This is a genomic window from Rhizobium sp. AAP116 (genome assembly GCF_001295785.1).
Lineage (GTDB): Bacteria > Pseudomonadota > Alphaproteobacteria > Rhizobiales > Rhizobiaceae > Allorhizobium.
Window position 1 is genome coordinate 14965 of the sequence record NZ_LJIB01000005.1, and the last position, 11878, is coordinate 26842.

10 protein-coding genes are annotated in these 11878 nt (G+C 61.3%); 9 read left to right on the forward strand and 1 reads right to left on the reverse strand.

The annotated features are described in order from the left end of the window. Positions 1-209: 209 nt before the first annotated feature. From IP85_RS04860 to IP85_RS22355, 9 genes are all read left to right on the forward strand, one after another. Positions 210-470, forward strand: coding sequence for a DUF4212 domain-containing protein (locus IP85_RS04860; RefSeq protein ID WP_054148556.1), 261 nt, complete (start codon positions 210-212; stop codon positions 468-470). Positions 471-482: 12 nt separating this feature from the next. Then, positions 483-2249 (forward strand): sodium:solute symporter family protein, encoded by a 1767-nt coding sequence (locus tag IP85_RS04865; RefSeq protein ID WP_054148557.1) that lies wholly within the window; start codon positions 483-485, stop codon positions 2247-2249. An 87-nt stretch (positions 2250-2336) separates the two neighbouring features. After that, positions 2337-4163: a DUF294 nucleotidyltransferase-like domain-containing protein gene (locus tag IP85_RS04870; RefSeq protein WP_054148558.1), complete on the forward strand. Its 1827-nt coding sequence runs from the start codon at positions 2337-2339 to the stop codon at positions 4161-4163. A gap of 11 nt (positions 4164-4174) precedes the next feature. Further along, positions 4175-4696: a hypothetical protein gene (locus IP85_RS04875; RefSeq protein WP_054148559.1), complete on the forward strand. Its 522-nt coding sequence runs from the start codon at positions 4175-4177 to the stop codon at positions 4694-4696. 7 nt (positions 4697-4703) lie between these two features. Further along, positions 4704-6776: an exonuclease domain-containing protein gene (locus IP85_RS04880; RefSeq protein ID WP_054148560.1), complete on the forward strand. Its 2073-nt coding sequence runs from the start codon at positions 4704-4706 to the stop codon at positions 6774-6776. A 245-nt stretch (positions 6777-7021) separates the two neighbouring features. Then, entirely contained in the window at positions 7022-7966 is a 945-nt protein-coding gene (locus IP85_RS04885; protein WP_054148561.1) for a tripartite tricarboxylate transporter substrate binding protein, read from the forward strand. Beyond that, on the forward strand, positions 7963-8457 hold the full coding sequence (locus IP85_RS04890; protein ID WP_054148562.1) for a tripartite tricarboxylate transporter TctB family protein: 495 nt from the start codon (positions 7963-7965) through the stop codon (positions 8455-8457). The genes IP85_RS04885 and IP85_RS04890 overlap by 4 nt, the downstream gene beginning before the upstream one ends. A gap of 10 nt (positions 8458-8467) precedes the next feature. Beyond that, positions 8468-9985, forward strand: coding sequence for a tripartite tricarboxylate transporter permease (locus tag IP85_RS04895; RefSeq protein WP_054148563.1), 1518 nt, complete (start codon positions 8468-8470; stop codon positions 9983-9985). Between the two features lie 141 nt (positions 9986-10126). Next, on the forward strand, positions 10127-10291 hold the full coding sequence (locus IP85_RS22355) for a hypothetical protein (protein ID WP_166601365.1): 165 nt from the start codon (positions 10127-10129) through the stop codon (positions 10289-10291). A gap of 117 nt (positions 10292-10408) precedes the next feature. On the opposite strand, the gene IP85_RS04900 is transcribed toward IP85_RS22355, so the two are convergent. Next, complete coding sequence (locus tag IP85_RS04900; RefSeq protein WP_245280797.1) at positions 10409-11797, reverse strand: PAS domain S-box protein; 1389 nt, start codon at positions 11795-11797, stop codon at positions 10409-10411. Between the last annotated feature and the right edge of the window lie 81 nt (positions 11798-11878).

Consider the following 11878-nt stretch of genomic DNA (forward strand, 5'->3'; position numbering starts at 1 on the left):
GATGTGTTTCCGTCTCAATTCTTGCTGCAATGCAGCAAACGCTCCGGCAATACAGTGACTCCTGCGACTAACGGAGAATGTACGATCTCCGGGGGATTCGTTACTCCTAAACAATTGTCTATTCCGCCTTGGGACAAGGATTGGCGGAATCGACGTGGAGGCAAGGGGCGTCCTGGGGGACGTCTCATCGAGGAAAGGGAGGAGTACTCGTGACGGATAAATCTTCGTCTAACGCTTACTGGTCAGCAAACGTTCGCATCATCTACATCTGCCTGGCGATCTGGGCCATCGTATCCTATGGGTTCGGTATCCTGCTTCGTCCGGCTCTGTCCGGCATCGCCGTCGGTGGAACCGATCTCGGCTTCTGGTTCGCCCAGCAAGGCTCGATCATCGTCTTCATCGCGCTGATTTTCGGCTACTCGGCGTACATGAACAAGATCGACCGCGAATTCGGCGTCGACGAGCAGTAAGGCGGACCAACAATGGATCAGTATACACTTAATCTGCTGATCGTAGGCGCGTCCTTTGCGCTCTACATCGGCATTGCCATCTGGGCTCGCGCCGGGACCACGGCCGAGTTTTACGCTGCAAACCGCGGCGTCAACCCGGTCATGAACGGCATGGCCACTGCAGCCGACTGGATGTCGGCGGCTTCCTTTATCTCGATGGCTGGCCTGATCGCCACTGTCGGCTACGGCAACTCCACCTTCCTCATGGGCTGGACCGGCGGCTACGTGCTGCTCGCGCTCCTGCTTGCTCCCTACCTGCGTAAGTTCGGCAAATACACCGTTCCGCAGTTCATCGGTGACCGCTTCTACAGCCAGGGCGCGCGCCTTACGGCTGTCGTCTGCCTAATCATCATCTCGGTGACCTACGTTATCGGTCAGATGACCGGTGCCGGCGTCGCCTTCTCGCGCTTCCTGGAAGTCAACGTCTCGACCGGTCTATGGATCGCGTCTGCCGTTGTTTTCTGCTACGCCGTTCTCGGCGGGATGAAGGGCATCACCTATACGCAGGTCGCCCAGTACATCGTTCTGATCATCGCCTATACCATTCCGGCGATCTTCATTTCGCTGCAGCTGACCGGCAACCCGATCCCGTGGTTCGGCCTTTTTGGCACGCATACGGAATCGGCACTGCCGCTCTTGCAGAAGCTTGACCAGGTCGTCACCGACCTCGGCTTCAACGCCTACACTGCTCAGGGCTCCATGCTGAACATGACCCTGTTCACGCTGTCGTTGATGATCGGCACCGCCGGTCTGCCGCACGTCATCATCCGCTTCTTCACCGTTCCGAAGGTGTCGGATGCCCGTTGGTCTGCCGGTTGGGCGCTCGTCTTCATCGCCCTTCTCTATCTGACGGCTCCGGCTGTTGGCGCCATGGCACGCCTGAACATCATCGACACGATCTTCCCCGGCGGCACGCAGCAGGAGGCTGTCCTTTACGACGAGCGTCCGGACTGGATGCGCAACTGGGAAGTCACGGGTCTTCTGAAGTTTGAAGATAAGAATGGCGACGGCCGTATCCAGTACTACAACGACAAGTCCGAAGGCTTTGCCGCCACGGCTGCCGAGCGTGGCTGGACGGGCAACGAGCTGACGATCAACAACGACATCCTCGTTCTCGCCAATCCGGAAATCGCACAGCTGCCGGGCTGGGTTATCGCTCTCATCGCTGCCGGCGGTCTTGCAGCCGCTCTGTCGACTGCGGCCGGTCTGCTTCTCGCCATCTCGTCTGCGATCAGCCACGACCTGATCAAGGACTTCCTGAAGCCTGATATCTCCGAAAAGGGCGAACTTCTGGCTGCCCGTATCGCGATGGCTGGTGCGATCCTGGTCGCAACGCTTCTGGGTCTGAACCCACCGGGCTTCGCGGCACAGACGGTCGCTCTCGCCTTCGGTCTTGCGGCTGCAACGATCTTCCCGGCTCTGATGATGGGCATCTTCTCGAAGCGCATCAACTCGGTCGGCGCCACGCTCGGCATGATCGTCGGCCTCGTGGTCACCTGCTTGTACCTGTTCACCTATCTGGGCTGGTTCTTCATTGCAGGCACCAACATGATGGAGAACGTTCCGGCCAACTACATCTTCGGCATCCCGCCGACGGCGTTCGGCCCGATCGGTGCACTGCTCAACTTCGCCACGGCCTATATCGTGTCGATGATGACCCAGGCTCCGCCGAAGCATGTACAGGATCTCGTCGAATCCATCCGCGTTCCGCGCGGTGCGGGTCAGGCGACTGGTCACTGATACCGATCAACCGGGAGGGGCGAGCATATCGCCCCTCCTGTCCCTCAAACAGCCAGGGCACGGTCGTGCCGCATGAGGGCAAATCCGATGATCCAGGCACAATCCGACGTGCTGGCATTTCTCGAGACGGTCCATCCTTACGACAGTCTCCCGAGAGACGAGATCGAACGGGTCTCTACCCGCTTCCAAGAGTTTTCCTTTTCGGCCGGTGCCGAAATCTATCACCGCGGCTCTCCGCTGCCCGGCATATTCCTCATCATGGACGGGGCCGTGGAAATCATGGATGCCACCAATACGGTGGTCTCCGAGCTCGCGGCTCGCAACTCATTCGGCGAACGCGGCCTGTTGGCCGACGGCTTTGCGGCAACGACGGCAACGGCCCGCGGCGACTGCGCGCTGCTGATGCTGCCGAAGGACGAGTTCAGCCGCCTGATGCAGGAACAGCCGGTATTCGCCCGCTTCTTCACGCGCGGCCGGTTTGCCGATAGCCGGCGCGGCGACATGGCCATCCAGAAGGTCAGCGAGTTGATGTCGCGACCCCCTATCGTCTGTGCGCCGACCGATACGGTGCGCTCGGCTGCCGCCCTCATGCGGGAGCGGCATGTCTCGAGCCTCGGCGTCGTCGATGGCGGGCGCTTTCTCGGTATCCTCACCACCCGAGACCTGGCGGGGCGCGTGCTCGCTGAAGGGCTCGACCCTGACGCGACCCCGGTATCTGCCGTGATGACCGCCGACCCGGTCGGATTGCCCGGAGAGGCTCTGGGCTCCGACATCCTGCATCTTATGCTCGAGCGGCGTGTCGGACATCTTCCGGTCGTCGAGGGTGAGCGGCTGGTGGGAATGATCACACAGACCGATCTCATTCGCTTCCATGCGATCAGTTCGGCGCAGCTGATCCGGGACATCGCCACGTCAGAAACGCCGGAGGCAATGCGTGCGATCACGACACGCATCCCGCAGCTGCTCGTTCAGCTCGTCGGCAGCAACAACGCCCATGAGGTGGTGACTCGGCTGATTACCGATATCGCCGATAGCGTCACTCGCCGGCTGATCATGCTGGCGGAGCGGGAGCTTGGACCGCCTCCTGTTCCCTATGTCTGGCTTGCCTGCGGCAGTCAGGGGCGGCAGGAGCAGAGTGGCGTCAGCGACCAGGATAATTGCATCTTCATCGAAGACGGCGTCGAGCCCGAGGAAATGCCCTGGTTCCAGCAACTGGCCGCCAAAGTCAGCCGTGGTCTCGACATCTGCGGATACTTCTATTGTCCGGGCGACATGATGGCGACCAATCCGCGCTGGTGCCAGCCGGTTTCGGTCTGGCGAAACTATTTCCGCGACTGGATCTACAAGCCCGATCCGACCGCGCAGATGCTGGCCAGCGTGATGTTCGATCTGCGGCCCATCTGTGGTGCGTCGTCACTCTTTCAGGATCTGCAGGCGGAAACTCTCGAAGAGGCGAGCCGCAACTCGATCTTCACCGCCCACATGATCAGCAACTCGTTGAAGCACGCGCCGCCGCTTGGACTTCTCAGGGGGTTTGCCACGATCCGCAGCGGCGAGCATCGCAACCAGATCGACATGAAGCACAATGGTGCGGTTCCAGTTGTCGATCTCGGACGCGTCTATTCGCTGATCGGCAAACTTGCCCCGGTGAATACGCGAGCGCGGCTGCTTGCGGCGGAAGAAGCGGGTATCATCTCCGGTGCCGGAGCCCGGGATCTCGTTGCAGCCTACGATCTCATCGCGGACATGCGCCTGCGCAACCAGGTTCGGCAGGTGCGCGACGGTCGCAAGCCGGATAACTTTCTGGCACCCTACGATTTCGGTGATTTCGAGCGCTCGCATCTTCGCGATGCCTTCGTCGTCGTCAGAACCATGCAATCGGCGCTCGCCAATGGCGGACGGGCGCCCGTCTGAAGGAATGAAGAATGCTGTTTGAGTTGATCGCCGCGGTGGTGACCGGTGTTGCTCTGGCCGGTGTGGCGATGCTGCTGCGCTGGATAAGCCGGGGTTTGCTGCCTAAGTGGATCGTCCCGGCCATGGCTGGCCTCGGCATGTTGAGCTATTCGATCTGGAGCGAGTACAGCTGGTTCGATCGCATGAACATCGCCTTGCCCGGTCTCGCGGTCTCCTGGAAAAACGAGCAGACGGCGTTCTGGCGCCCCTGGTCCTATATCGAGCCTGTGACCACGCGTTTCACAGCCGTTGATCTGAAGTCTGCCAAGCGGAATCCGAACCAGCCGGGTCTGGTCATGATTGACATTCTGCTGTTGGCCCGTTGGCAGCCGGTTACGCCGGTCAGAGTGGTTTTTGACTGCCAGAATGCGCGGCGCGCCGATCTGGTCGATGGGAATGTCAGCATTGCGGATGATGGGAGTCTCGTGGGGGCAGAGTGGATCAAGCTGGAACCTGACGATGCGGCCTTGAAAATTGCATGTTCGGCCGGATGAGGGGATCATGGTGACCAGGATCAGCCTGCGCGGACGTATCCTGCTCTTCTTCGTGGGGCTGGCTGTCGGTGCTGTTGCGGCTTTGGCCGTCGGTCTGTGGTTCGGCTACCACCGCGAAGGCAGCCCGGACATGCTGAACGCCTTCATGCAGAGTGCTATCGCTGCCGGCTTTCTGATCCTTGCTCTGATCACCTGGGTCTGGTTCCTCTTCGACACGCATCTCGCCCGTCCCATCGACAAGGTGGCATCGGCCATGCGTGCCCGGGCGCATGCCGATGTGGGCAATGACTTTCAGGCAGAGGAAGCGCGCTATCTTGGCGATCTTGCCGATGCCGCCTCCGCAACCGCAGCGACCCTTGCGCAGACGCGGGGCGCCCTGGCGGAACAGGTGCAGCGGGAGACCACGCGTCTGTCGTCCGACAAGAACAAGCTCGAACAGCTGCTCGCCGACGTGCCGCCTGCCGTTCTTCTCTGTACGGGCCGACATCATCTCGTCTTCTACAACGGGGTGGCGCAGCAGATGCTGACGGGCTCGCAGCGCCCGGTCTGTCTTGATCGCAATATCTTTGACTATCTGAGCGAAGGGCCGATCCGTGACGCCCATCACCGGCTTCTGGAAAGCTCGGATCCGGACACGGCGGTCGAGTTCATCTGTCTCAGCCCCTGCGGTCGGCGCCGGCTCGCCGGGCGCATGAGGCTTGCCAGCGACAACGGCGGCGATCAGGCGGCCTATGTCATGACCCTTCGCGATGTGACGACGGAGGTTGCGGCCTATGCCCGGCGTGACGCTCTTCTCGGTGATGTGTTCCTGCAGGTCGGGCCCATCGTCTCTGACCTGCGCCATGCACTTGTTTCGCATGGGCCCGGCACAGGAAGCGATGCCCCTGTTTCGGCGCAGCTTCAGGCCCTCGATGCGACGCTCGCTGATCTTGAGGCCCGCTTTGAACGCTGTCGATCCGATGGCTGGCCAATGGCGCCGACGGATGTACGGGAGCTCGCCAGTCAACTCCGCCGTGACCTTGAGGGGCAGAAGCTCACGCTCGACACCGAGGTCGCAGAAATTGCCGTCCGCTGCAATGCCTTCGATATCGTCAGTCTCCTGGGACACCTCGTTTCCCGGGTCAGCAAGGCGACTGCTGCTGCCCATTTTCATCTTGCGGTTAGCGAGGCCCAGGGGGCCGCCGATCTTACCTTGTCCTGGAAGGGCGGCGCCGTGTCGCCCGAAAACGTGGATGAGTGGCTGGGAGAGCCGGTCTTCGACGGTGGGGTGACCTGTGAGACGATACTCAGGACCCACGGCATCGTTCTGGTCGTTGGGGCCGATGATGACGCGCCGTCGATCTCGACCCGGCTGCGGCCGATCGAGCGGTTGCGACCGGTCGGGGCGGACGTGTCGCGGCATGTCGTCTACGATTTCGATCTGCTCTCGCGGCTGCACTACGAGAAACTGTCCGACGCGCGGCTCGATAGCCTGACCTATGTGGTCTTCGATACGGAAACAACGGGGTTGCTGCCGGAACAGGGCGATGAAATCGTCCAGATCGCGGCTGTCCGCATCGTCAATGGAAAGCGCGTCAAGAACGAGGTTTTCGACCTGCTCGTCAATCCGGGGCGGCCGATACCGCCGTCCGCATCCGCAATTCATGGTGTGACGGAGGCGATGGTCGCAGATGCCGTCAATGTGCAGGAGGCCGTGCGCCAGTTTCACCGCTTCGCCGAAGGGGCTGTGCTCGTGGCACACAATGCGCCATTCGACATGGAGTTCCTCACGCGGCGGGAGAAGGAAGTCGGGCTACGCTTCACGAACCCTATCCTGGATACGGTGCTGGTCTCAGCCACCGCCTTCGGCCGCGCCGAAACACATACGCTCGATGCGCTCGCCGACAGACTGGGCGTGCACATCGATGAAAAAGACCGACACACTGCGCTGGGCGATGCGATTGCGACCGCCGACGTCTTCATCAAGCTGAAGGACATGCTGGCCGGCCGCGGCCTGGTGCGGTTTGGAGAGGTCCTGACAGAGTTGCGCACTCATCAGAGGCTCGTTCGCGATCTCAATGATCAGGCCCGCGTGTCCTGAGCGTAAGTCAGCCCTGACGCTATCCCCGCCAACGACCGCTTTCAGTCAAGGTCCGTGGCGATGACAGGTGGGTGACAGGTTTCGCTGCTAGGTCTATGGTTACATCTTCCCGTGGAGGCGGGACAGGTGGGACTGGGAGGAGCAGGTCACGGCCTGAAGCGGCGTCGTCCGCATGCTGCGCATCTGCGCTCTCCCCACAGATCATTCGTAAGCGGCAATGACCGCATTGATGGTGGAGGACTATCTTGAAACACTTTTTCCTGGCTTCGTTCCTTGCAGGCGCTCTCGCCCTTCCGGCTGCGGCTGCGGACTATACGATCATGGCTCCTGCAGCGCCTGGCGGCGGCTGGGACCAGACGGCCCGCTCGCTGCAGCAGGTCATGCAGGCTGAAGGCATTTCCGGCAATGTTCAGGTCGTGAACGTTCCCGGTGCCGGCGGCACCATCGGTCTCGCCCAGTTCGCCAGCCAGCAGAAGGGCAATGCAAACGCCCTGATCGTCGGTGGTTACGTCATGGTCGGTGCGATCCTGACCAACCAGTCGCCGGTTACGCTGGCGGACGTTACCCCGATTGCGCGCCTGACCGGCGAGTACGAGGCCATCGTCGTTCCCGCCAATTCCGAGATCCAGAACATCGGCCAGCTCGTCGAAAAGCTGAAGGCCGATCCCGGCGCCGTATCCTGGGCTGGCGGTTCGGCTGGCGGCGTTGACCACATTGGTGCCGGCCTGATCGCCAAGGCTGCCGGCGTGGACCCGACCAAGATCAACTACATCGCCTATTCCGGCGGTGGTGAAGCACTTGCTGCCATCCTCGGTGGTCAGGTTACCGTTGGCATCTCCAGCTACGGCGAGTTCCAGGCACAGGTCGCTGCAGGCACGCTTCGTCTGCTGGCCGTCTCCAGCGCCGAGCGCATCGAAGGTGCGGACGCTCCGACACTGAAGGAAAGCGGCCTTGATGTGGTTCTGCAGAACTGGCGCATGGTTGCCGCGGCTCCGGGCCTGACCGACGAGCAGAAGGCGGCCGTCTCGGCAGACGTCGAAAAGCTCGCAAAGTCGGCCGGCTGGCAGGAAACGCTGAAGACCAAGAACTGGCAGGACACCTACCTTGCTGGCGCTGCCTTCGAAGAGCAGCTCGCCAAGGACATCGCTGCCACCGAGACCATTCTCAAAGACATCGGTCTGGTGAAATGAGCACGGAAGATCGTTCTTCCGGACATCGTACGCGTCGCCCAGATTGGGCGGCGCTGGCCATTGCCGCGGTACTTGTCGCCGTGGCGGGCCTTATCTTCTACGATGTCGCCCGTCTGCAAGGCGGAAACATCTATTCCGGGATTGGTCCAGCGACGGTGCCAAAGGGCATTGCCATCGGTCTGATCGGCCTTGGCATCTGGACTGTGTTCGCTGCCATACGCCGTGATTTTCCCGAGCGCGAGCACCAGGAGCTACCGCCTGTGCTTTTCATCGTGGCCGGGCTCGCAGCGCAGATGCTGCTCCTGAAAACGCTGGGCTTCTCGCTTGCAACAGGTGTGCTGTTCGCTCTGACCGCGGCCGGCTTCGGCAAAAAGCAGTTCTGGATCTCGCTGCCCGCAGGCATAGCTCTCTCGTTTGTCGTGTGGATCCTCTTCGCGCGCTTCCTGCAACTGTCCTTGCCGGCGGGTCCACTCGAACGGCTGTTCTTCTGAGGGGAACCCCGTGAATACGTTTGATTTCCTTCTCCAGGGGCTGGCGATCGCCGCTCAGCCTATCAACCTGTTCTACGCGCTGATCGGCGTTACGCTCGGTACGCTCGTCGGCGTCCTGCCGGGAATCGGTCCTGCGCTCACCGTCGCGCTCCTGCTGCCGGTGACCTACCAGCTCGATCCGGCCGGATCGCTGATCATGTTCGCCGGCATCTATTACGGCGGCATGTATGGCGGCTCGACGACGTCGATCCTGCTCAACACGCCAGGCGAAAGCGCGTCGATCGTGACCGCGCTCGAAGGCAACAAGATGGCCCGCGCGGGGCGTGGTGGGCCTGCGCTTGCCACGGCCGCAATCGGCTCCTTCGTTGCCGGCCTTCTGGCAACCATCGCGCTTGCTTTCATCGCGCCCTATGTCGTGAAGTTCGCCCTGTCCTTCGGCCCGCGCGAATACTTCGCACTGATGATGCTCGCCTTCGTCACCGTCTCGGCAGCATTCGGGGATTCGACTTTGCGTGGTCTCACCGCGCTCTTTGTCGGCCTCGCCTTCTCGATCGTCGGTATCGATCAGCTGACTGGCCAGACGCGACTGAGTTTCGGCGTGCCGGATCTGCTCGACGGCCTCGAGGTCACCACGCTTGCGGTTGCGATGTTCGCCATCGGCGAGACGCTCTACGTGGCTGCCCAGGGAGCCCGGGCTCCGGAAAAGGTCGAGGCCGTGCGTGGCTCGCTCTGGATGAACAAGTCCGATTGGAGCCGCTCCTGGAAGCCCTGGCTTCGCGGTACGGCGATTGGTTTCCCGATCGGCGCCATGCCTGCCGGTGGTGCTGACGTGTCGAGTTTTCTCTCCTATTCGACGGAGAAGCAGTTCTCCAAGCATCCGGAAGAGTTCGGCAAAGGTGCGATCGAGGGCGTCGCCGGGCCAGAAGCGGCCAACAATGCCTCGGCTGCCGGAACGCTTGTTCCGCTGTTGACGCTCGGCCTGCCGACCACGGCAACTGCCGCAATCATGTTGGCAGGTTTCCAGCAGTTCGGCTTGCAGCCTGGTCCGCTGTTGTTTGCGACCAATCCGCAGCTCGTCTGGGGTCTGATCGCCTCGCTGTTGATCGCCAACTTCATGCTGCTCGTGTTGAACCTGCCGCTGATTGGCCTCTGGGTGCGGCTCCTGACCATTCCAAAGCCCTGGCTCTATTCCGGCATTCTGGTATTTGCCACGCTTGGCACGATTGGCGCCAATCCGTCGGTGTTCGAACTCGGTCTGCTTTTGACCTTCGGTGTGCTCGGCTATGTCATGCGTGTCTTCGGTTATCCGATCGCGCCTGTGATCGTCGGTCTGATCCTGGGTCCGATGGCCGAGCAGCAGCTGCGCCGGGCCTTGTCGATCAGCCAAGGCGATCCGACCGTGCTGGTCACGTCTCCGATCGCAGCGATCCTGCTGGCGCTCGCCGCCATTGCGCTGGTTGTCCCGATGATCCTTCGGGCGCGGGGTAGGGGCCAGGTGCTGGCACAGGTTGCCGCCAGCGAAGACTGATGCCTCAATTGCCATGTGCCGATGTAGGATCCGATTAACTCGGCCTGCATCGGCTGCATGGCTGTCGTGACTTTCCGTCCATTGTAATCTGGCCTTCGGAGTATCATCTTCTGCTTGCAAACGAAGAAAGCGAGCAAAGAAATGTCTAGCCTCCGCAAGTCCATCCAGCAGGGTTTCCTCGGTCGTGCCATCGCCGTTCTCGGTGCAGCAAGCTCCGCAGCGGCTGCTGTCGAAGGGCATCGTCGTCCGAAGGATCACCACCTGAAGACACTCGGCATCAACCCTGCCGATTTCCCGCGCTACTGATTGGCCGCGAGACAAAGGGTGCCGATAAGGCGCTCGGGTGAGGGCGAATAGCCCAGATGCATGTTTCTGAGCGCTCCATCGTGGGCGCTCTTTTTGTTTGAACGATCTCGCAGCGCGCTATCTGCCGAGCCGTTCCCCTGCTGCAGTGAGGGCAATGTTCACGCCACCCGGCAGCCACTCAAAATCGATGCTTCCGCCGAGTTGATGGATAGCACTGGTTCGTGCCAGCTTGCTGCCGAAGCCTTCCTGGCTGGGAGCCTTGATCTCGGGCAGAGCGACATTCTCCTGCCATTCCAGATGTAGCGCATCCTTGTCCATCCGCCAGCGCACATCCAGTCGTCCCTCCGCGTCGCGGAAGGGGCCATACTTTGCCGCATTGGTCGCTAGCTCGTGAAAGATCAGGGCAAAGCTCGTTGACGCATGTGGCCCGAGGAGTATTTCCGGACCTTTCAGGGTGACTTGTCTGTCGCGATCCGCCAGGTGCGGGGACAGGATTTCTTCCAGAAGTGTATGGAATGCAACGGTTTCCGCAACTGATGATCCGGCAATGATGGCCGGCTGGATCAGGTGATGCGCCTTCGCCAGGGCCTGCAGGCGACCGTGCAGTGATTTTGCCATCTCGCCGACCGACGGCGATGAGCGCGCGGTCATGTTGATCATGCCGGCGGTGATGGCGAAGAGGTTCTTGACGCGATGGTTGAGCTCCCGCAGCAGAAGCTGACGTGCTTCTTCGGCCACCTTGAGATCGTGAATATCCGTGCAGGTGCCATACCAGCGGCTGACCTCGCCGTTCTTGTCGCGCACACATTGAGCGCGCCCGATGACCCAGCGATAGACACCGCTGCGATGCTGAAGACGGTACTCCACGTGATAGGGTTCACCTGTCTCGAGGCTATGGAGCCACTTCGCGCGGGTTTCTGTCCGGTCATCGGGGTGAAAGACATTCTCCCATTCCGAGCCGTCGGTGAAGCCCTCGCTGACGCCTGTGTATTCGTACCAACGCTGGTTGAAGTAGTCGTGGTAACCGTCCGGTCGCGTCGACCAGATCATCTGGTCGATCGAGTTCACGATGGCTTCGAAACGCTGTTCACTGTCCCGGAGAGCGGCCATGGCCGTTGCTGCTTCGGTGACATCAGACGCTTGGACGAAGATGCCAACTGACTGGCCAGTGGCATCAATGACAGGCTGGTAGACAAAGTCGAGATAGCGGGCCTGTCGTTCGCCCTCAGGCGAGACCAACTCGATCGGGACGGACTTGCCCTGATAGGGCTTTTGCGTCGTGTACACCGTATCGAGCAAGCTGATGAAGCCTTGATCCCGGACTTCCGGCAGTGCATCCGCGACCGGGCGGCCGACAAGATCTGAATGCTGAACCAGCGCTTCGTATGCAGGGTTTACCAGCTTGAAGGTATGCGAAGGCCCTTCCAAGATGGCGATCGCAGCCGGTGCCTGAGCAAAGAGGCGACCTAGCCGGACAATCTCTTCTTGCGCCTGCCGACGTGCCAACACTGCAGCCGTTGTTTCGTTGCCCTGGTTGAAGATGAGCAGGTGGTCGGCGGTCAGGTGGCTAACCCGCCGCCGGGCTTG